The organism is Pseudomonas sp. D4-21 (assembly GCF_051132125.1).
Classification (GTDB): Bacteria; Pseudomonadota; Gammaproteobacteria; order Pseudomonadales; family Pseudomonadaceae; genus Aquipseudomonas.
On record NZ_CP071664.1, the window covers coordinates 896,087 to 917,362 of the forward strand.

At 59.2% G+C, this 21,276-nt stretch carries 18 protein-coding genes and 3 tRNA genes; 20 read left to right on the forward strand and 1 reads right to left on the reverse strand.

What is annotated here, in order from left to right:
- Window positions 1–2 precede the first annotated feature (2 nt).
- From rlmE to J3Q04_RS03990, 17 genes are all read left to right on the forward strand, one after another.
- Window positions 3–653 (forward strand): 23S rRNA (uridine(2552)-2'-O)-methyltransferase RlmE, encoded by a 651-nt coding sequence (gene rlmE / locus J3Q04_RS03910; RefSeq protein ID WP_039592319.1) that lies wholly within the window; start codon window positions 3–5, stop codon window positions 651–653.
- 192 nt (window positions 654–845) lie between these two features.
- Complete coding sequence (gene ftsH, locus J3Q04_RS03915) at window positions 846–2,756, forward strand: ATP-dependent zinc metalloprotease FtsH (RefSeq protein WP_420765581.1); 1,911 nt, start codon at window positions 846–848, stop codon at window positions 2,754–2,756.
- Window positions 2,757–2,764: 8 nt separating this feature from the next.
- On the forward strand, window positions 2,765–3,616 hold the full coding sequence (folP, locus tag J3Q04_RS03920) for a dihydropteroate synthase (protein ID WP_434607838.1): 852 nt from the start codon (window positions 2,765–2,767) through the stop codon (window positions 3,614–3,616).
- Between the two features lie 16 nt (window positions 3,617–3,632).
- Entirely contained in the window at window positions 3,633–4,970 is a 1,338-nt protein-coding gene (gene glmM / locus J3Q04_RS03925) for a phosphoglucosamine mutase (RefSeq protein WP_420765579.1), read from the forward strand.
- 66 nt (window positions 4,971–5,036) lie between these two features.
- Window positions 5,037–5,792, forward strand: a complete 756-nt coding sequence (gene tpiA / locus J3Q04_RS03930; RefSeq protein WP_420765578.1) for a triose-phosphate isomerase — start codon at window positions 5,037–5,039, stop codon at window positions 5,790–5,792.
- Between the two features lie 4 nt (window positions 5,793–5,796).
- The gene (secG, locus tag J3Q04_RS03935) at window positions 5,797–6,180 is read left to right on the forward strand and encodes a preprotein translocase subunit SecG (protein ID WP_420765658.1); all 384 of its coding nucleotides are present in this window, start codon (window positions 5,797–5,799) and stop codon (window positions 6,178–6,180) included.
- A gap of 21 nt (window positions 6,181–6,201) precedes the next feature.
- Window positions 6,202–6,287 (forward strand) — tRNA-Leu (locus tag J3Q04_RS03940).
- A gap of 97 nt (window positions 6,288–6,384) precedes the next feature.
- Window positions 6,385–6,461 (forward strand) — tRNA-Met (locus tag J3Q04_RS03945).
- A 136-nt stretch (window positions 6,462–6,597) separates the two neighbouring features.
- The gene (gene rimP / locus J3Q04_RS03950; protein WP_420765577.1) at window positions 6,598–7,056 is read left to right on the forward strand and encodes a ribosome maturation factor RimP; all 459 of its coding nucleotides are present in this window, start codon (window positions 6,598–6,600) and stop codon (window positions 7,054–7,056) included.
- A gap of 59 nt (window positions 7,057–7,115) precedes the next feature.
- Complete coding sequence (gene nusA / locus J3Q04_RS03955; protein WP_420765576.1) at window positions 7,116–8,597, forward strand: transcription termination factor NusA; 1,482 nt, start codon at window positions 7,116–7,118, stop codon at window positions 8,595–8,597.
- A gap of 27 nt (window positions 8,598–8,624) precedes the next feature.
- Complete coding sequence (infB, locus tag J3Q04_RS03960) at window positions 8,625–11,144, forward strand: translation initiation factor IF-2 (protein ID WP_434607835.1); 2,520 nt, start codon at window positions 8,625–8,627, stop codon at window positions 11,142–11,144.
- Window positions 11,145–11,303: 159 nt separating this feature from the next.
- Window positions 11,304–11,705: a 30S ribosome-binding factor RbfA gene (gene rbfA, locus J3Q04_RS03965; protein ID WP_181287552.1), complete on the forward strand. Its 402-nt coding sequence runs from the start codon at window positions 11,304–11,306 to the stop codon at window positions 11,703–11,705.
- A gap of 3 nt (window positions 11,706–11,708) precedes the next feature.
- The gene (gene truB, locus J3Q04_RS03970) at window positions 11,709–12,626 is read left to right on the forward strand and encodes a tRNA pseudouridine(55) synthase TruB (protein WP_420765573.1); all 918 of its coding nucleotides are present in this window, start codon (window positions 11,709–11,711) and stop codon (window positions 12,624–12,626) included.
- A gap of 143 nt (window positions 12,627–12,769) precedes the next feature.
- Window positions 12,770–13,039, forward strand: coding sequence for a 30S ribosomal protein S15 (gene rpsO / locus J3Q04_RS03975; protein WP_011332409.1), 270 nt, complete (start codon window positions 12,770–12,772; stop codon window positions 13,037–13,039).
- Window positions 13,040–13,233: 194 nt separating this feature from the next.
- Window positions 13,234–15,339 carry a polyribonucleotide nucleotidyltransferase gene (gene pnp, locus J3Q04_RS03980; RefSeq protein WP_420765572.1) on the forward strand — a complete coding sequence of 702 codons (2,106 nt, stop codon included), beginning with the start codon at window positions 13,234–13,236 and terminating at the stop codon, window positions 15,337–15,339.
- A 127-nt stretch (window positions 15,340–15,466) separates the two neighbouring features.
- A tRNA-Thr gene (locus tag J3Q04_RS03985) sits at window positions 15,467–15,539 on the forward strand.
- Between the two features lie 135 nt (window positions 15,540–15,674).
- On the forward strand, window positions 15,675–15,980 hold the full coding sequence (locus J3Q04_RS03990; RefSeq protein ID WP_420765571.1) for a DUF6388 family protein: 306 nt from the start codon (window positions 15,675–15,677) through the stop codon (window positions 15,978–15,980).
- 38 nt (window positions 15,981–16,018) lie between these two features.
- Here the strand turns inward: J3Q04_RS03990 and nadC are convergent, their stop codons facing one another.
- Window positions 16,019–16,867: a carboxylating nicotinate-nucleotide diphosphorylase gene (gene nadC, locus J3Q04_RS03995; RefSeq protein ID WP_434607831.1), complete on the reverse strand. Its 849-nt coding sequence runs from the start codon at window positions 16,865–16,867 to the stop codon at window positions 16,019–16,021.
- A 233-nt stretch (window positions 16,868–17,100) separates the two neighbouring features.
- Here nadC and J3Q04_RS04000 point away from each other — a divergent pair, with 233 nt between their 5' ends.
- The 3 genes from J3Q04_RS04000 (at window position 17,101) to ampE (ending at window position 20,768) form a co-directional block, all read left to right on the forward strand.
- Entirely contained in the window at window positions 17,101–19,311 is a 2,211-nt protein-coding gene (locus J3Q04_RS04000; RefSeq protein ID WP_434607829.1) for a DUF1631 domain-containing protein, read from the forward strand.
- Window positions 19,312–19,374: 63 nt separating this feature from the next.
- Window positions 19,375–19,935: a 1,6-anhydro-N-acetylmuramyl-L-alanine amidase AmpD gene (gene ampD, locus J3Q04_RS04005; RefSeq protein ID WP_434560713.1), complete on the forward strand. Its 561-nt coding sequence runs from the start codon at window positions 19,375–19,377 to the stop codon at window positions 19,933–19,935.
- Window positions 19,932–20,768 (forward strand): regulatory signaling modulator protein AmpE, encoded by an 837-nt coding sequence (gene ampE / locus J3Q04_RS04010; protein WP_434560711.1) that lies wholly within the window; start codon window positions 19,932–19,934, stop codon window positions 20,766–20,768. The genes ampD and ampE overlap by 4 nt, the downstream gene beginning before the upstream one ends.
- The last annotated feature ends 508 nt before the right edge of the window (window positions 20,769–21,276 follow it).

Below are 21,276 nucleotides of genomic sequence, written 5' to 3' on the forward strand. Positions count from 1 at the left end.
CCGTGGCCCGTTCCAAGACTAGCCAGAACTGGCTCAAAGAACATTTCAACGACCCGTACGTCAAAATGGCGCAAAAAGACGGCTATCGTTCGCGCGCCAGCTATAAATTGCTGGAGATCCAGGAAAAAGATCGCTTGATTCGTCCTGGCATGACCGTGATCGATCTCGGCGCAGCGCCGGGAGGCTGGTCGCAAGTAACCAGTCGTCTGATTGGCGGCCAGGGGCGGCTGATCGCGTCCGATATCCTTGAAATGGACGGCATCCCCGATGTCACCTTCATCCAGGGCGACTTCACGGAAGACGCGGTGTTGGCGAAAATCCTGGAGGCCGTCGGAAATACCGAAGTCGACCTTGTGATTTCCGATATGGCCCCCAATATGAGTGGATTAGCGGCTGTCGACATGCCTCGTGCGATGTTTCTGAGCGAGCTGGCCCTGGATCTGGCTGGGCGGGTTCTGCGTCCGGGTGGTGATTTCCTGATCAAGGTTTTCCAGGGTGAGGGCTTCGATGAGTACCATAAGGGTATCCGCAAGCTGTTCGACAAAGTGCAGATGCGCAAGCCGTTGTCGTCCCGTGACCGTTCTCGCGAGCAGTACCTGCTGGCGCGTGGGTTCCGCGGGATTGAAGGCGCTGCCAGTGATGAGCGTCTTTAATCAGGGGCGATAGTTTTTTTTGTCTCGCCTTGAAAATGGCAGGTAACGAAAATTCCGCGAGTCAAAGTTTCACAAAGGGTTACAGACGGCGCCTGCCAAGTCGCAGGTAATGTAGTAAGTTAGGCCGGTGAATATCATGCGAAGCGCGCGCCAGTAGCGGAGCTTGCTTCAGAGGGTAGTTAATTGAACGATATGGCAAAGAATCTGATCCTGTGGTTGATCATCGCTGCTGTCCTTGTGACCGTGATGAACAACTTCTCCAGCCCTAACGAGCCGCAGACCCTCAACTATTCCGACTTCCTCCAGCAGGTCAAGGAAGGCAAGGTCGAGCGCGTAGCCGTTGATGGCTATGTGATTACCGGCAAGCGCGCCGATGGCGACACTTTCAAGACCATTCGTCCGGCTATCCAGGACAACGGCCTGATTGGCGACCTGGTGGACAATCATGTCGTGATCGAAGGCAAGCAGCCCGAGCAGCAAAGCATCTGGACCCAGCTTCTGGTCGCCAGCTTCCCTATCCTCGTGATCATTGCGGTGTTCATGTTCTTCATGCGCCAGATGCAGGGTGGAGCCGGAGGCAAGGGCGGGCCGATGAGCTTCGGCAAGAGCAAGGCTCGGCTGTTGTCCGAAGATCAGGTCAAGACCACCCTTGCCGACGTCGCGGGTTGCGATGAGGCGAAGGAAGAAGTGGGTGAGCTGGTCGAGTTCCTGCGCGATCCGGGCAAGTTCCAACGCCTGGGTGGCCGCATCCCACGTGGTGTGCTGATGGTTGGCCCGCCGGGTACAGGTAAAACGCTGTTGGCCAAGGCGATTGCCGGCGAAGCGAAAGTACCGTTCTTCACGATTTCCGGCTCCGACTTCGTCGAAATGTTCGTCGGCGTGGGCGCCAGCCGTGTTCGTGACATGTTCGAACAAGCCAAGAAACACGCGCCGTGCATCATCTTCATCGACGAAATCGACGCGGTCGGTCGTCACCGTGGTGCTGGTATGGGTGGTGGTCACGACGAACGTGAGCAAACCCTCAACCAGTTGCTGGTGGAGATGGACGGTTTTGAAATGAACGACGGCATCATCGTGATTGCCGCCACCAACCGTCCTGACGTGCTTGACCCCGCGCTGTTGCGTCCAGGTCGTTTCGACCGCCAAGTCGTGGTGGGGCTGCCAGACATCCGCGGTCGCGAGCAGATCCTGAAGGTCCACATGCGCAAGGTGCCAATGGGTGACGATGTCGCTCCAGCGGTCATCGCCCGCGGTACGCCGGGTTTCTCCGGTGCGGATCTGGCGAACCTGGTAAACGAAGCGTCGTTGTTCGCGGCCCGTTCCGGCAAGCGCGTCGTTGAAATGAAAGAGTTCGAATTGGCCAAGGACAAGATCATGATGGGCGCCGAGCGCAAATCGATGGTCATGTCGGAAAAGGAAAAGCAGAACACGGCTTACCACGAGGCGGGTCACGCTATCGTCGGTCGAGTGGTGCCTGAGCATGATCCGGTTTACAAGGTTTCGATCATCCCGCGCGGTCGCGCGCTGGGTGTGACGATGTTCCTACCGGAAGAAGACCGCTACAGTCTCTCCAAGCGTGCCTTGATCAGCCAGATCTGTTCGCTGTACGGCGGTCGTATCGCTGAAGAGATGACGTTGGGTTTCGATGGCGTGACGACTGGTGCGTCAAACGACATCATGCGTGCCAGCCAGATTGCGCGAAACATGGTGACCAAGTGGGGCTTGTCCGAGAAGCTCGGGCCGCTGATGTATGCCGAGGAAGAAGGCGAAGTGTTCCTTGGCCGCGGTGGCGGTGGTCAACATGCAAGCTTCTCCGGTGAGACTGCCAAGCTGATTGACACTGAAGTTCGCAGCATCATCGACCACTGCTACGGCACGGCGAAGCAGATCCTCACGGACAATCGCGACAAGCTGGATGCGATGGCTGATGCCTTGATGAAATATGAAACCATCGATGCCGAGCAGATCGACGACATCATGGCAGGCCGCACGCCACGTGAGCCTCGGGATTGGTCCGGTGGCACGGGTGCCTCAGGTACGCCTCCGGCGGTGCAGGGCGAGCGCCCGGAAACACCCATCGGCGGCCCGGCTGCCGACGTTTAAGGCTTGAAATGACTTCTGTTCAGTCCTCGACCCGGTTGCCTTGCGGCAACCGGGTTCTTGATTTGGCCCGTGTGCATGTCATGGGCATCCTCAATGTCACTCCAGATTCCTTTTCCGATGGTGGGCGCTTCAGTCAGCTCGACGCTGCGTTGCGACATGCGCAAGCCATGGTCTGCGCTGGCGCGACGTTGATCGATGTTGGCGGAGAGTCCACTCGTCCCGGTGCGCGGGCGGTTTCGCCTACGGAAGAGCTGGAGCGAGTGGCGCCGATTGTCGAGCGCATCCATCGCGAGCTCGATGTCGTCATCTCAGTCGATACGTCCACGCCGGCAGTCATGCGGGAGGCGGCGCGCTTGGGGGCGGGGCTTATCAATGATGTTCGCTCCTTGCGTCGAGATGGCGCTCTGGATGCGGCCGCCGCTACGGGCCTGCCGGTTTGCCTGATGCATATGCTGGGCGAGCCTGGAACCATGCAGGACGACCCGCATTATGACGACGTGACCAAGGAGGTGGGCGAGTTCCTGGCGGAGCGCATGAACCAGTGCGCTGCCGTGGGCATTCCCGCCGAGCGCATTATCCTTGACCCTGGATTCGGTTTTGCGAAGACAGTGGCCCACAATCTAAGCCTGTTCAAACATATGGAAGCCTTGCATGCCCTTGGGCGACCCTTGTTGGTTGGGGTTTCGCGAAAGAGCATGATAGGCAACGCCCTGGGGCGTCCGGTAGGAGAGCGCCTCTATGGAGGTCTCGCCCTGGCGGCCCTGGCCATTACGAAAGGCGCGCGTATATTACGGGTGCATGATGTGATCGAAACAATGGATGTCGTGCGGATGATCGCCGCGGTGGATTCAGCCGAATAAGAATGATGGAGCACTTATGAGCAAAAAATACTTTGGCACCGACGGTATCCGTGGTCGGGTCGGCGAATACCCCATTACCCCCGATTTCATGCTCAAGCTTGGCTGGGCTGCCGGCATGGCGTTCCGAAAGATGGGGGCCTGCAAGGTCCTGGTCGGAAAGGACACGCGCATATCCGGCTACATGTTCGAATCGGCCCTTGAGGCCGGCCTGACCTCCGCAGGTGCCGATGTCATGCTGCTCGGACCGATGCCCACACCTGCCATTGCCTACCTGACGCGTACATTCCAGGCGCAGGCTGGCATTGTGATCAGTGCGTCGCATAACCCTCATGACGACAACGGCATCAAGTTCTTCTCCGGCAAGGGCACCAAGCTGCCGGACGAAATCGAACTGATGATTGAAGAGTTGCTGGACGCGCCCATGACGGTCGTCGAGTCGAGCAAGATCGGCAAGGTATCCCGGATCAACGACGCATCGGGTCGCTACATCGAATTCTGCAAAGGCAGTGTTCCAACCGGTACCAGTTTTTCGGGGCTGAAGATCGTTGTCGATTGTGCCCATGGAGCAACCTACAAAGTTGCACCGAGCGTTTTTCGAGAGCTGGGCGCCGAGGTGGTGGTGCTTTCTGCCCAGCCTAACGGGCTGAACATCAACCATAACTGCGGTTCGACCCACACCGAGGCATTGCAGGCGGCTGTACTGGCTGAGCATGCGGATCTCGGTATCGCCTTTGACGGTGATGGCGACCGAGTGCTGATGGTCGATCACACCGGTACGGTTGTCGACGGTGATGAGCTGCTGTTCATTATTGCTCGTGATTTGCACGGTCGGGGCAAGCTGCAAGGTGGTGTTGTCGGGACATTGATGAGCAACCTCGGACTTGAGCTGGCCCTGGCTGACCTGGATATCCCCTTCGTGCGCGCCAATGTGGGCGACCGCTACGTGATTTCCGAGCTGCTGGAGCGCAGTTGGGTGATTGGTGGTGAGAACTCGGGGCACATCGTTTGCTTCGACCATACCACCACCGGTGATGCGATCATTGCCGCGTTGCAGGTGCTGATGGCGCTCAAGGCGCGCAACGAAGGGCTCGCCCAGTCGCGCCAGGCGTTGCGCAAGTGTCCGCAGGTATTGATCAACGTACGTTTCGGTGGCGGTGTGAATCCACTCGAACACACGATGGTCAAGCAAGCCAGCGAGCGAGTGACCCAGGCGATGGCTGGGCGCGGAAGGGTATTGTTGCGCAAGTCAGGGACAGAGCCTTTGGTGCGTGTAATGGTCGAAGGCGAGGATGAAGCACAGGTCCGTGGTTATGCCGAAGAGTTGGCAAAACTCGTTACTGAAGTTTCTGCCTGAATTCGGCTTGCCAGTCATGAAACGGTTGGGTAACATCTGCGCCCACTTTGACCGACGAGGTACAGCATGCGTCGCCCTATGGTAGCTGGTAACTGGAAGATGCACGGTACCCGCGCCAGCGTCGCTGAGCTGATCAAAGGCCTTCGTAGTCTGGCCTTGCCAAGCGGTGTTGATGTCGCGGTATTCCCGCCTTGCCTGTATATCAACCAAGTGGTTGATGGCTTGAAAGGCAAGTCGATTTCGATCGGTGCGCAGAACTCTGCGGTGGAATCCATGCAAGGCGCGTTGACCGGTGAGATTGCACCGAGCCAGCTCGTTGATGCAGGTTGTTCGCTGGTTCTGGTAGGGCACTCCGAGCGCCGCATGATCATGGGCGAGCAGGATAAAGCCCTGATCCGCAAGTTTGCTGCGGCCCAGGCCTGTGGCCTTGTTCCGGTGCTGTGCGTAGGGGAGACCCTGGAACAGCGTGAATCCGGGCAGACGCTTGAAGTGGTAGGGCGCCAACTGGGTAGTATTATCGAGGACCTGGGTGTCGGAGCCTTTGCCAAGGCGGTCATCGCTTACGAGCCTGTCTGGGCCATTGGTACCGGACTGACGGCTTCGCCGCAGCAGGCGCAGGATGTGCACGCCGCCATCCGAGCGCAGCTGGCGGCAGAAAATTCTGAAGTGGCACGAGGTGTGCGGCTTCTATACGGCGGCAGCGTGAAGGCGGCCAATGCGGTCGAACTGTTCGGCATGCCGGATATCGATGGGGGGCTCATTGGTGGAGCGTCCCTGAATGCAGATGAGTTCGGTGCGATCTGTCGCGCCGCGGGAAACTGAAAAAATGCTGGAAACAGTCGTAGTCGTTTTTCATCTGCTGGGCGCGCTGGGTGTTGTCGCTCTCGTATTGCTGCAGCAGGGTAAAGGTGCGGATGCTGGTGCGTCTTTTGGTGCAGGTGCTTCAAATACTGTATTCGGAAGCCAAGGTTCCTCTACCTTTCTTAGTAAGTTTACTGCTATACTCGCCGCCGGTTTCTTCATAACCAGCTTAGGGTTAGGTTACTTTGCTAAAGAGAAGGCTCATGAGCTGACTCAGGTAGGTTTGCCAAACCCAGCGGTGTTGGAAGCGCCAAAGCAGCAACCGGTTTCTGATGATGTCCCGGTGCTTCAAGAGCAAAAGTCGGCCAACTCGGCGACTGACGTGCCTCCAGCTCAAGAGCAGAAGTAGGAAAGTTTCAAACGCTGTATTGCCGAGGTGGTGGAATTGGTAGACACGCAACCTTGAGGTGGTTGTGCCCATAGGGTGTAGGGGTTCGAGTCCCCTTCTCGGTACCAATTATCAGGAGAGCCCGCTATTGCGGGCTTTCTTGTAGGTGGAAGGGTTACATTGACCCTATAAGGGATCGGTCGTATACTTCCGCCCCAGCTTTGTCGCGGGATGGAGCAGCCTGGTAGCTCGTCGGGCTCATAACCCGAAGGTCGTCGGTTCAAATCCGGCTCCCGCAACCAGTTTCAGGGCCCCTTCCAAGGGGCTTTTTGTTAGCTGGACACTTTACAACGCCGCTGTTCAACGGCGTTTCAAGGATGGGCGTTTCGCCCATTTTTTATTTTGCACAGCATGCACTACATGCACGAGGGGGTTCAGGTGTCGAGCAAGCTAGAAGAGTTGCAGGCCTTGTTGGCCCCGGTGGTCGTGGCCCTAGGCTATGAATGCTGGGGTATTGAGTTTTCGGCTCAAGGTCGCCACTCAATGTTGCGCGTTTATATTGATAAAGAAGGCGGTGTGCTGGTGGACGATTGCGCCATTGTCAGCCGTCAGATCAGCGGTGTGCTGGATGTTGAAGATCCAATCACATCCGAATACACCCTTGAAGTTTCCTCGCCTGGCATGGAGCGCCCTCTGTTCACCCTTGAGCAGTTCGCTTTGTTTGCCGGTGAACAAGTGAAAATCAGGCTGCGCTCGCCTTTCGAAGGTCGACGCAACTTCCAGGGCCTTCTACGCGGTGTAGAAGAGCAGGACGTCGTGGTTCAAGTAGATGAACACGAATTCCTGTTGCCGATCGATATGATCGACAAGGCCAACATTATTCCCAGTTTTGACTGATACGTGCCAGATACTGCGGATCCCGCGGATCCAATGGCTTGCGAAAGGCGAGGCGTACGATGAGCAAAGAAGTACTGCTGGTTGTTGAGTCGGTATCCAATGAAAAGGGCGTACCGGCTAACGTTATTTTTGAAGCGCTGGAGCTGGCCCTGGCCACTGCTACCAAGAAGCGGTTCGAAGACGAAGTTGATCTGCGTGTGGAAATCAATCGCCACACCGGTGCCTACGAGACTTTCCGTCGCTGGACGGTAGTCGAGGAAGAGGACCTGGACGATCCGGCTATCGAAACCTGGCCGAGCAAGGTCGCGGAAACGCACCCGGGCGCCAAGGTCGGCGATGTCGTCGAAGAAAAAATCGAATCCATCGAGTTCGGTCGCATCGCTGCACAGACTGCCAAGCAGGTCATTGTGCAGAAAGTTCGCGAAGCCGAGCGCGCACAAGTTGTTGACGCTTATCGCGAGCGCCTGGGAGAAATCATCTCCGGCACCGTGAAAAAAGTGACACGCGACAACGTGATCGTCGACCTGGGCAACAACGCCGAAGCGTTGCTGGCCCGTGAAGACATCATTTCTCGCGAAACCTTCCGGGTCGGCGTGCGTTTGCGCGCGCTGCTCAAGGAAATCCGCACCGAGAACCGGGGCCCGCAGCTGATCCTGTCGCGTACCGCGCCGGAAATGCTGATCGAGCTGTTCCGCATCGAAGTGCCGGAAATTGCTGAAGGTCTGATCGAAGTCATGGCCGCGTCCCGTGATCCGGGTTCGCGCGCCAAGATCGCGGTCCGCTCCAAGGACAAGCGCATCGACCCGCAAGGTGCCTGCATCGGCATGCGTGGTTCGCGTGTCCAGGCCGTATCCGGCGAGTTGGGCGGCGAGCGTGTGGACATCGTCCTCTGGGACGACAACCCGGCTCAGTTCGTGATCAATGCCATGTCGCCTGCTGAAGTGGCGGCAATTATCGTCGACGAAGATGCCCACGCCATGGACATCGCCGTTGGCGCAGACAATCTCGCTCAGGCCATCGGTCGCGGTGGTCAGAACGTGCGTCTGGCCAGCCAATTGACTGGCTGGACCCTGAACGTGATGACCGAATCGGACATCCAGGCTAAGCAGCAAGCTGAAACCGGCGACATCCTGCGCAACTTCATCGAAGAGCTTGAAGTCGATGAAGAGCTGGCGCAGGTGCTGGTGGATGAGGGCTTTACCAGCCTGGAAGAGATTGCCTACGTACCGGTGGAAGAAATGCTCAACATCGACGGCTTTGACGAGGAAATCGTCAACGAGCTTCGCGCTCGGGCCAAGGATCGTTTGTTGACCAAAGCCATCGCTACTGAGGAAAAGCTGGCAGACGCCCATCCGGCCGAAGACCTGCTCTCGCTTGAGGGCATGGACAAGGATTTGGCGATGGAACTGGCGGTGCGCGGCGTAATTACCCGCGAAGACCTGGCCGAGCAGTCTATTGACGACCTGCTCGACATCGACGGCATTGACGATGATCGTGCCGGCAAGTTGATCATGGCCGCCCGAGCCCACTGGTTCGAGTAATTAGGCGCGGCCTGAGGAGAGAAGTGCATGACGCAAGTCACGGTGAAACAACTGGCCGATGAGGTCAAAACACCGGTAGAGCGCCTGTTGCAGCAGATGCGTGAGGCAGGTCTGCCGCACACCGCCGCCGAGGAACATGTGACCGACAGTGAGAAGCAGTCCCTGCTGACTCACTTGAAGAGCAGTCACAAGGCGAAAGTGGAAGAACCGCGCAAGATCACACTGCAGCGTAAAACCACCAGCACCCTGCGTGTTGCCGGTAGCAAAAGCATCAGCGTTGAAGTACGCAAGAAGAAAGTCTTCGTACAGCGCAGCCCGGAAGAAATCGAAGCCGAGCGCAAACGCGAACTGGAAGAACGTCGTGCAGTGGAAAATGCTGCTCGCCAGAAGGCTGAAGAAGAAGCCAAGCGTCGCGCTGAAGAAGAAGCGCGTCGCCAGCCTGCTGCTGCGCAACCCGCTCCAGTCGAAGCTGTCGAGGCTGCGGCCCCGGTAGCCGAGCCTGTGCGTGAAGCCGCACCGGTCGCGGCACTAGCGCCGGCTCCGGCCGACACTCGCAAGCGCGATGAGCAGCGTCGTCCCGACAAGCCACGTGCCGACGACAACCGTCGTGGCGGTAACGATGGCGAGCGCAAGAATGCTCCTCATCGTGCTTCGGTCAAGGAAAAGGCGCCGGCTCCACGCGTTGCGCCTCGTACTACCGACGAAGAAAGCGATGGCTTCCGTCGCGGCGGTCGCGGCAAGGCCAAGCTGAAGAAACGCAACGCCCACGGTTTCCAGAGCCCTACCGGCCCTGTCGTGCGCGAAGTGAAGATCGGCGAGACCATCACTGTGGGCGACCTGGCCCAGCAGATGTCGGTCAAGGCTGCTGAAATCATCAAGTTCATGTTCAAGCTGGGTACCCCGGCCACCATCAACCAGGTACTGGATCAGGAAACTGCCCAGCTGGTCGCCGAAGAACTGGGCCACAAAGTGACCCTGGTCAGCGACACCGCCCTGGAAGATTCCCTGGCCGAGTCGCTGAAGTTCGAAGGTGAAGCGGTCGCCCGTGCGCCGGTCGTGACCGTCATGGGTCACGTTGACCATGGTAAGACGTCGCTGCTCGACTACATTCGTCGCGCCAAGGTTGCGGCGGGCGAGGCTGGCGGTATTACCCAGCACATCGGCGCCTACCACGTTGAAACCGACCGCGGCATGGTGACGTTCCTCGACACCCCGGGTCACGCCGCGTTTACCGCGATGCGTGCCCGTGGTGCCAAGGCCACCGACATCGTTATCCTGGTGGTCGCGGCGGACGACGGCGTCATGCCGCAAACCATCGAAGCTGTTCAGCATGCCCAGGCAGCTGGCGTGCCGCTGGTGGTTGCAGTGAACAAGATCGACAAGCCGGGCGCTGATCTCGATCGCATCCGCAGCGAACTGTCGGTTCACGGCGTGACCTCTGAAGAGTGGGGTGGCGACACTCCATTCGTCCCGGTTTCCGCGAAGATGGGTACTGGCGTCGACGAACTGCTCGAAGCCGTCCTGTTGCAGGCCGAGGTTCTGGAATTGACCGCTACGCCTTCGGCTCCAGGCCGTGGCGTGGTGGTTGAATCGCGCCTCGACAAGGGCCGCGGCCCGGTGGCGACCGTGCTCGTCCAGGACGGTACCCTGCGCCAAGGCGACATGGTGCTGGTCGGTTCGAACTATGGCCGCGTGCGCGCCATGCTCGACGAGAACGGCAAGCCAATCAAGGAAGCCGGTCCGGCTATCCCGGTCGAGATCCTCGGCCTGGACGGTACTCCGGACGCTGGCGACGAAATGAGCGTTGTGGCTGACGAGAAGAAAGCCCGTGAAGTCGCGCTGTTCCGTCAAGGCAAGTTCCGCGAAGTCAAGCTGGCCCGTGCTCACGCCGGCAAGCTGGAGAACATCTTCGAGAACATGGGCCAGGAAGAGAAGAAGACGCTCAACATCGTCCTCAAATCCGACGTCCGTGGCTCGCTGGAAGCTTTGCAGGGCGCTCTGAACGGCCTGGGTAACGACGAAGTGCAAGTGCGCGTGGTCGGTGGCGGTGTCGGTGGTATCACCGAATCCGACGCCAACCTGGCACTCGCCTCCAACGCTGTACTGTTTGGCTTCAACGTGCGTGCCGATGCCGGTGCTCGCAAGATCGTCGAGCAGGAAGGCCTGGACATGCGTTACTACAACGTGATCTACGACATCATCGAAGACGTCAAGAAAGCGTTGACCGGTATGTTGGGCAGCGACGTGCGGGAGAACATCCTGGGCGTGGCCGAAGTTCGCGATGTGTTCCGTTCGCCGAAGTTCGGTGCGATCGCCGGTTGCATGGTGATCGAAGGTGTCGTTCACCGTAACCGTCCTATCCGTGTATTGCGTGAAGACATCGTTATCTTCGAAGGCGAGCTGGAATCCCTGCGCCGCTTCAAGGATGACGCTTCCGAAGTGCGTGCCGGCATGGAGTGCGGTATTGGCGTCAAGAGCTACAACGACGTCAAGGTTGGCGACAAGATCGAAGTCTTCGAGAAGGTCCAGGTTGCTCGCAGCCTCTGACTCGCGCACTTCAAGAGCCGCATCGGGCAGCCGCATGAACATGCGCTGCCGTGCAGGCGGACTCTAAACGCAACGCCCGGTCTGGCTTTTGCCAGGCCGGGCGTTTGCCGCTTTCAGACCTCGCGGGTTTCACCGTGGGGCAGTAACAGGTAACAAGACATGGCAAAAGAATACAGCCGTACCCAACGAATCGGCGATCAGATGCAGCGCGAGCTGGCCCAACTGATCCGTCGCGAAGTCAAGGACCCGCGCGTTGGCCTGGTCACCATTACCGCAGTGGAAGTCAGCCGTGACGTCGGTCATGCCAAGATTTTCATCACCGTGATGGGCCAGGACAGCGCCGAAGAAATCGCCCAGAGCATCAAGGTGCTCAACTCGGCCGCCGGCTTCCTGCGCATGCAGTTGGCCCGGGAGATGAAGCTGCGCAGCGTTCCGCAGTTGCACTTCCACTACGACGAAAGCGTCGTGCGAGGCGCGCATCTGTCAGCGCTGATCGAGCGCGCCGTGGCTGAAGACAGCCAGCACCCGGCTGCGGCTGAACCCGAAGACACCAAGGAGTAACCGGTGGCTCAGGTCAAACGTATCCGTCGTAACGTCAGCGGTATCATCCTGCTCGACAAACCGTTGGGATTCACCTCCAACGCAGCCCTGCAGAAGGTTCGCTGGTTGCTCAACGCCGAGAAGGCTGGCCACACCGGTAGTCTCGATCCGCTGGCTACTGGCGTGCTGCCCCTGTGTTTCGGCGAGGCGACCAAGTTCTCCCAGTACCTGCTCGATTCCGACAAGGGTTATGAAACCCTGGCGCAGTTAGGCAAGACCACCACCACGGCGGACGCCGAAGGTGAGGTTTTGCTGGAACGCCCGGTGACCGTTGGTCAGACGGATATCGAGGCGGTCTTGCCGAAGTTTCGCGGGCAAATCAGTCAAATACCGCCGATGTACTCTGCCCTCAAGCGCGATGGACAGCCGTTGTACAAACTGGCCCGTGCAGGTGAAGTAGTGGAGCGTGAACCGCGTTCTGTTACTATTGCGCGCTTGGAATTGCTGGCCTTTGACGGTAATACTGCACGGCTAGCCGTGGATTGCAGCAAAGGCACCTATATCCGTACCCTGGTGGAGGATATCGGCGAGCAACTCGGCTGTGGCGCGTACGTGGCAGAATTGCGGCGGACCCAGGCCGGGCCTTTCACGTTAGCCCAGACGGTCACGTTGGAAGAGCTCGAAGCCGTGCATGCCGAAGGCGGGAATGAAGCGGTCGACCGCTTCCTGATGCCGTCGGACAGCGGTTTGCTCGACTGGCCGCTGCTGCAGTTCTCTGAACACAGTGCGTTCTACTGGCTCAACGGCCAGCCGGTACGTGCCCCGGATGCGCCGAAGTTCGGCATGGTTCGGGTACAGGATCACAATGGTCGCTTCATCGGTATCGGTGAAGTGAGCGAAGACGGGCGCATTGCGCCACGTCGATTGATTCGGTCGGAATGACCGGAACCAGCCTGCGTAACAACAGGCTGGCGAGTGTGGCTGTTAACAGGCACGGTCACTACTCATTTATAGATACAGGGATTTGTCCCTGGCCTGTTGAAGCTGTTTCATTGAAACAGTTTCCTGACTAAAAGGATTGCCTCATGGCTCTCGACGTTCAAGAAAAAGCTCAAATCGTAGCTGACTACCAGCAAGCTGTTGGTGACACTGGTTCGCCAGAAGTGCAAGTTGCACTGCTGACCGCCAACATCAACAAACTGCAAGGTCACTTCAAGGCCAACGGTAAAGATCACCACTCCCGTCGTGGTCTGATCCGCATGGTAAACCAGCGCCGTAAACTGCTGGACTACCTGAAAGGCAAGGACGTGAGCCGTTACAGCGCTCTGATCGCTCGCCTGGGTCTGCGTCGCTAATAAGCGATTGCGCTAGAGGTTGGTGGTCTGTCGTACGTCAGGGGTTTCCCGTTGGCGCATGGCAGGCTCCCAGCCTCAAGTTTTATCTGGATGCACGTTTTACCCTGGACAGTTGCCGGGCCGATTCCCGTCATTGCCCAAGAATTTCGCAAGAAGACAAGTTCCCCCAAGAGCCACAAAGAAGGTAGGACACCGTGAACCCGGTAATCAAAAAATTCCAGTTCGGTCAGTCGACCGTTACCCTCGAGACCGGCCGTATCGCCCGTCAGGCCTCCGGCGCAGTGCTGGTCACCGTTGACGACGACGTCAGCGTATTGGTGACCGTTGTCGGCGCCAAGCAAGCCGATCCAGGCAAGGGCTTCTTCCCTCTGTCTGTCCACTACCAGGAAAAGACTTACGCAGCCGGTAAGATCCCTGGCGGTTTCTTCAAGCGCGAAGGCCGTCCTTCCGAGAAAGAAACCCTGACTTCACGACTGATCGACCGTCCGATCCGTCCGCTTTTCCCAGAAGGCTTCATGAACGAAGTGCAGGTCGTCTGCACCGTCGTGTCCACCAGCAAGAAGACCGATCCGGACATCGCTGCGATGATCGGTACCTCGGCTGCCCTGGCCATCTCCGGCATTCCTTTCGATGGCCCGATCGGCGCTGCCCGCGTCGCCTTCCACGAAAGCACCGGCTACCTGCTGAACCCGACCTACGAGCAGTTGAAGGCATCGAGCCTGGACATGGTCGTGGCCGGTACTTCCGAAGCCGTGCTGATGGTTGAATCCGAAGCCAAAGAACTGACCGAAGACCAGATGCTGGGCGCCGTGCTGTTCGCCCACGACGAGTTCCAAGTGGTGATCAACGCCGTCAAGGAACTGGCCGCCGAAGCCGCCAAGCCAACCTGGACCTGGGCGCCACAGCCAGAAGCCACCGAGCTGCTGGGCGCGATCCGTGCCGAGTTCGGCGACGCGATTTCCCAGGCCTACACCATCACCATCAAGGCCGACCGTTATGCGCGTCTGGGCGAGCTGCGTGACCAGGTCGTCGCCAAGTTCTCTGGCGAAGAAGGCCAGCCATCGGCCAGCGACGTGAAGGCTGCGTTCGGTGAAATCGAATACCGCACCGTTCGCGAAAACATCGTCAACGGCAAGCCGCGTATCGATGGTCGCGACACCCGCACCGTACGTCCGCTGAACATCGAAGTCGGCGTTCTGCCGAAGACCCACGGTTCGGCACTGTTCACCCGTGGCGAGACCCAGGCACTGGTCGTTGCAACACTGGGCACCGCCCGTGACGCGCAACTGCTGGACACCCTGGAAGGCGAAAAGAAAGACCCGTTCATGCTGCACTACAACTTCCCTCCGTTCTCGGTGGGCGAGTGTGGTCGCATGGGTGGCGCCGGTCGTCGCGAAATCGGCCACGGCCGTCTGGCCCGTCGTTCGGTCCAGGCCATGCTGCCAGCCGCTGACGTGTTCCCGTACACCATCCGCGTGGTATCGGAAATCACCGAATCCAACGGCTCGAGCTCGATGGCTTCGGTCTGCGGCGCTTCCCTGGCCCTGATGGACGCTGGTGTGCCGATGAAGGCTCCGGTTGCCGGCATCGCCATGGGTCTGGTTAAAGAAGGCGAGAAGTTCGCTGTCCTGACCGACATCCTGGGTGACGAAGACCACCTGGGCGACATGGACTTCAAAGTGGCCGGTACCGCCAAAGGCGTCACCGCACTGCAGATGGACATCAAGATCAAAGGCATCACCGAAGAGATCATGGAAATCGCCCTGGGCCAAGCCCTGGAAGCGCGCCTGAACATCCTCGGCCAGATGAACCAGATCATCGGTCAGTCCCGCACCGAGCTGTCGGAAAACGCTCCGACCATGATCGCGATGAAAATCGACACCGACAAAATCCGTGATGTCATCGGTAAAGGCGGCGCGACCATCCGTGCGATCTGTGAAGAAACCAAGGCCTCGATCGACATCGAAGACGACGGTTCGATCAAGATCTTCGGCGAAACCAAGGAAGCGGCGGAAGCAGCACGCCAGCGCGTCCTGGGCATCACCGCCGAAGCCGAGATCGGCAAGATCTACGTCGGCAAGGTTGAGCGCATCGTCGACTTCGGCGCATTCGTCAACATCCTGCCGGGCAAGGACGGCCTGGTTCACATCTCCATGCTGAGCGATGCTCGTGTCGAGAAAGTGACCGACATCCTGAAAGAAGGCCAGGAAGTGGAAGTGCTGGTACTGGACGTGGACAACCGCGGCCGTATCAAGCTGTCCATCAAGGACGTCGCGGCAGCCAAGGCATCGGGCGTTTAAACACTCCCTCGCTTAGCCGCTGAACAAGCAAACGCCCCGACTGGTTCGGGGCGTTTTGCTGTGCGCGCAAAAATCATTTTTGCCGCGGGTTGCCTGCCCTCTGGCTCAATGCTAGGTTTAGCCCCACGCCCGTGTAGCTCAGTCGGTAGAGCAGCGCACTCGTAACGCGAAGGTCGCAGGTTCGATTCCTGTCTCGGGCAAAGTCACACTTGTTTTCAGATGATCCCCCGAATGGTTCTGAAGGCCAGGTAAACCGGGCTTCCAACGGCTTCCTGCGTCAGAGAGATCCTTGATGATCCAGATCCATCTTCCATTCCCAGATCAGCGAGAACGCCATGACCGTCAAAGAATTGAGTCAAGAAGCCAGACACCAAGAAGCCCTGGAAAAGTACTTGAACGAAACGCCGCAGCTGCGGGATGAGATCAAGGACCTACCCGCCGATGATCAGAAAGACCAGATCCAATGGGCGTTCGAAGACGAGGCCGAAGCCCAGGGGCTGCAGCCTTGGGAGTTGACGCTCAAATACACCAGCACGCCTGAAGAGTTCGAGGCGCAGCGCCTTGCCTTGCACAAGGAGGCTGCCGAGGTGTTGGGTGTGGAATGGGATGAATACTGCGAGATGAACAATCTGGTGGTCTGAAGAAAACGCCAGCCTTTTGAGGCTGGCGTTTTTCGTTGTCAGAGGCTCAAGCGCATCGACAAATCCACGGCCTTCACATCCTTGGTCATCGCACCGATAGAGATGTAATCCACTCCGGTCTCGGCAATCGGGCGCAACGTGCTCTCGTTGATGCCGCCGCTGGCTTCCAGCTTGGCCTTGCCGCCGTTCAGACGCACCGCTTCGCGCATGTCGTCCAGGCTCAGTTCGTCGAGCATGATGATGTCGGCACCTGCCGCCAGCGCTTCTTTCAATTCCGCCAGGCTTTCGACTTCGACTTCCACCGGTTTACCCGGTGCGATCTGCTGGGCGGCGCTGATGGCCTGGGCAATCCCGCCGCAAGCGGCAATGTGGTTTTCCTTGATCAGGAACGCGTCGTACAGGCCGATGCGGTGGTTGTGACAGCCACCGCAGGTCACGGCGTACTTCTGGGCCAGACGTAGCCCAGGCAACGTTTTGCGAGTGTCCAGCAGCTTGACCTGGGTATCGGCGACGAAGTCGGCCAGGTAGCGAGCCCGGGTGGCAACGCCCGATAGCAACTGCAGGAAATTCAGCGCGCTGCGTTCGCCCGTCAGCAGTGAGCGGGCCGGGCCTTCGAGGTGGAACAGGGCTTGGTCAGGGCTCACGCGGTCGCCGTCATGTACTTGCCAATGCACCGCGACACGTTGGTCCAACTGCCGGAACACCGCATCCACCCAAGCCGTGCCGCTGATGATCGCTGCTTCACGGGTGATGATGGTGGCCTTGGCCAGGCGTTCGGCGGGGATCAGTTGCGCGGTGATGTCGCCGCTGCCGATGTCTTCCAACAGCGCGCGGCGCACATTGGCTTCGATTTCGGCGGTCAGGTCGGCGAGATGTAGATTCGGCATAACAGGCTCCACGAACAAAGTGGCCGGATTATATCCGCTTGGCACCTGTTGGCTTGCATTTGGTCGCGTCCACGCAACATTTACCCGAAATGCCGGTCATTTATTGCGATCTCTTTGAGCCTGTTCACAGAGTCCTCTGGTATGGCGGGCTCTTTTTACCGGATAATCCGCCTTTCGTTTGACGTCATGAGTTTGACGTCGCGAGCCGAAGAATGCCGTTTCAGGAGTCCAGGATGCATAACGACGGGAATGTAGTGCCTTTGCATAAAGTGCCTACCGACCAGGCGAATCGTTCGCCGCTCGCCCGGCTGCCGGTCATTCTGCTCCAGGTTCGCGACAAGGCCGCGCAGCAGTTGCGCGTGGGTCTGCAGGGCTTGTTCGATAACGCCGATGACACGTTGTTCGAGATGGCCGACCGGGCGCGCAATGATCTCGAGCAGAACCTCTACTTCGAAGCCATGCGCGACTTGCGTTTGAAACGCAAAAGCATCGAGCGTGAATTCATTGAACAGTTTTTCGAGGCTTTTGTCAGTCTCGCCCAGTACGACCTTACCCAGGCGACCCTGGCACCCGTGGTGGGCGCCATACCGGCCCAGCCAAACCATGACGAGCTGGAGCGCCGCCTGGCGGTGGAAACCATGGTCGCCCGAGTGATCAGCCGCGACGGCGTGTCGCTCGACCAACTCACGGCGCGGCTCAGTGTGTTGCTGGACCGGCCATTGACGAACCAGTTGAACCCGTTAAGCCCAGGTTTATTGTGCGGGCATTTCCTTCAGGCTGGACGCAACCTGGGCGTGGGGATCAAGGTCAAGCTGATCCTGCTCAAGCTGTTCGAGCGTTATGTGCTCAGCGAATGCGACCAGTTCTATGCGCAGGCCAATCAATTGCTCGCCGCGACGGGCGTGTTGCCGGACCTCAAGATCTCACCGTCGCGACGGGCATCGGATCGTGTCGAGGAAGTCGCCCAACCCAACGTCGATGGCGCCGCCAGGCCAAGGGCCGATGACGTCGACGACAGCGTCCAGGAGGTCTTCGCCGCGTTGCAGAAATTGCTGGTGCAGGTACGCGGCAGCGTCGCGCCAACCTTGGAAGCCAGCGCCCCAGCCCAGCCGATTTCGAAACGGGACCTGCTGCGATTGTTGTCTCATTTGCAGCAGTACGTTCCCTCGCTCACGGTGCAGGACGAGTTCGACCTGCGCAGCCAGCTCGAACAGTTGCTGACGCGTGTCAGCGTCAAGAGTGGCAAGTCCCGGGTCGTCGACGGCGCCGACGAAGACGTGATCAACCTGATCGCGATGATGTTCGAGTTCATTCTCGACGACCAGAACCTGCCGGACTCCCTCAAGGCGCTGATCGGTCGACTGCAGATTCCGATGCTCAAGGTCGCGGTACAGGACAAGAGTTTCTTCAGCCGAGGCAATCATCCGGCCCGCCGGCTGCTCAACGAAATTGCTGCCGCTGCGATGGGCTGGGGCGATTGCGATGATCATCAGCGCGACAGTCTTTACCTGCGCATCGAGCAAGTCGTGCAGCGTTTGTTGAACGACTTCGTTGACGACCCGGCGATATTTTCCGAAGTGCTGGCGGACTTCCTGGCGTTCACCAGCGACGAACGTCGTCGCAGCGAACTGCTGGAGCAACGCATTCGCGACGCTGAAGAAGGGCGGGCCAAGGCCGAACTGGCCCGACAGCGGGTCGAAGGGGCGCTGAACCACATCATGCTGGGCAAGGTCTTGCCCCAGGCCGTGGTGGATTTCGTCCAGCAGGCCTGGAGCCAGGTGTTGTTGCTGACCGGCTTCAAACATGGCGAGCAATCAGCTGAATGGCAGGCCGACGTGCTGACCCTCGAGCAGTTGGTGTGGAGCGTCCAGCATCACGAAGAACCCGACGCCGGCCTGCGCTTGCTGGCGATGGTGCCGGAGCTGCTCAAGGCCCTGCGCGACGGCTTGAGCCGTTCGGCGTTCGATCCGTTCGCCACCAGCGAATTCTTCAGCGAACTGGAAGTGCTGCACGTCCAGGCTCTCCAACGGCTGGGCCAGGCAACGGAGCAGGCACAGCCGGCGGATTCGCCGGTGCTGGTCGAGGTGGTGGAGCCCATCGTCCTGCGGGCTGCGCCGGTAACCGCGACGGACGAACCGACCGTACGCTTGCCTGCCGATGACGTGGGCCTGCTCCAGGTCGATCAATTGCGCCTGGGAAGTTGGGTCGAGTTCCAGGAAGACGAAGACAACAACCTTCGTTGCAAACTCGCGGCGATTATCCAGGCCACTGGCAAGTATGTCTTCGTCAACCGTACCGGCCTCAAGGTCCTTGAGCACAGCCGCACCAGCCTGGCCTTGGAGTTCCGCCGTGGGGCGGCGCGGTTGCTGGACGATACCCTGTTGTTCGACAGGGCGCTGGAATCCGTGCTGGGCAACCTGCGCCAGCTCAATCGCGGCAAGTGATCGCGCAGCCGGGCCCGATCGCGGCATACTGACGGCCTTCACCGTCTCATCGAAGGAACCTGTATGCAGCTGGACTCCGCGAGCGGTTGGTGCGATGGCGTGCGTCATTGCCCTTCGCCCAACTTCAATGCGCGCCCCGAGGGCGAGATCTCCCTGCTGGTCATCCACAACATCAGCTTGCCACCGGCACAGTTCGCCACGGGCAAAGTGCAGGAATTTTTCCAGAATCGCCTGGATGTCACGGAACATCCCTATTTTGCGGGTATCGCGGACCTGCGCGTGTCCGCGCATTTTCTGATCGAACGTGACGGCACCGTGACCCAGTTTGTCTCTTGTCTTGATCGTGCCTGGCACGCTGGTGTTTCGTGTTTCGAAGGGCGGGAGACGTGTAACGATTTTTCCATAGGCATCGAGCTTGAAGGCACCGATGACCTGCCGTTCACCGACGGGCAATATGTCGCCTTGGTGGACTTGACCCGGCAGCTGCAAAAAGCGTTTTCGGCGATCACGGTGCAGCGCATCTGCGGGCACAGCGACATCGCGCCGGGTCGCAAGACCGATCCGGGGCCGGCATTCGACTGGGCGCGTTACCGCGCGGCCCTGACAGAAGGGGAAGGACAATGAGTTTTCTGGTGTTGCTGCTGGCGGTCTGGATCGAGAAGTTCTCGGCCTTGCGCCAGCGGGTCCAGCGTGACGGCGGCTGGCTGGGCGAGCTGAACAAGCTTGAAGCGAGTCCGCGCTGGGGCAACCGGCCTTGGCTGGTGCTGGTGGTGATGGTTCTGCTGCCGGTTTCGCTGCTGGCGTTGCTACTCTGGGTGTTGGAGCCGGTGGCCTATGGTTTGCTGGCGCTGCCGATCCACCTGTTGGTGGTGATATACAGCCTGGGGCGCGGCGATCTGTTGGCTGATCTCGGGCCGTTTCGCGATGCCTGGCGTCGTGAAGACCTGCAAGCGGCCACCCACGTGGCCAAGCGTGACCTGAACATCGATGCCGATGACGGTGAGCAGTTGCTCGAACGGGTCCAGGGGCATTTGCTATGGCAGGCTTACCAGAGTTTTTTCGCGGTGATCTTCTGGTACTTCCTGCTGGGACCCGTGGCCGCCCTGAGTTATCGATTGTTGGCGTTGGCCGCCGAGCACAGCCAGAACCCGGGTGTGGCCGAGCGTGCAGCGCAACTGCGCCACGCCTTCGACTGGGTACCGGTGCGATTGCTGGCGGCGAGCTTCGCCCTGGTGGGCAACTTCGTCGCGGTCAGTCGGGTCATGCTGCATGAACTGTTGAACTGGAACATCAGCGCCGCCGACCTCATCGACAAAGTCGGCTTGGTCGCCGGCGAGATTCCCACGCCGGTCGCCGGGCCGGACGGCATCAACAGCCTGGATCGACTTTGGGAATTGCTGCTGCGCGCTGCGTTGCTCTGGTATGCCGGGTTCGCGTTGTGGACGGTGTTGGCCTGATCGAACCCAGCAAGTTCGTAACGCTAAGCTGTCGTGGCGAGGGAGCTTGCTCCCGCTCGGCTGCGCAGCAGTCGTAAACCAGGATAAAAACGATCCCCTCTGCGCAAAACCCACGGGGCCTGCCGCACAGGCCAGCGGGAGCGAGCTCCCTCGCCACTGGATCGTGTGCCCTCGTTAACCTTAAGTTACAAATCTCTCCGCCGAATTAGGCTATACAGGAACAGCGTCCGAATAGTGGCTTTGTGCTGTCTCCGTGCGCAGCTCATAACAATAAAAACTACCGGGAGACTTCCCTTGTGAAGAGTTTGCTCTGGCCCGCCGTCGCCCTGATGAATCGCCTGAGCTTCGGCATGAAGTTCAGCCTGATCAGTGTTTTGTTCCTGCTGCCGATGCTGGTGACCAATTTCTTTCTGGTGCGTGATTCCTACCGCGAGTTCCAGGGCACGCAAGTGGAGCTGCAAAGCCTGGATTTGCTGGGCAGCAGCCTGGCGCTGCGGCGCGACCTGGA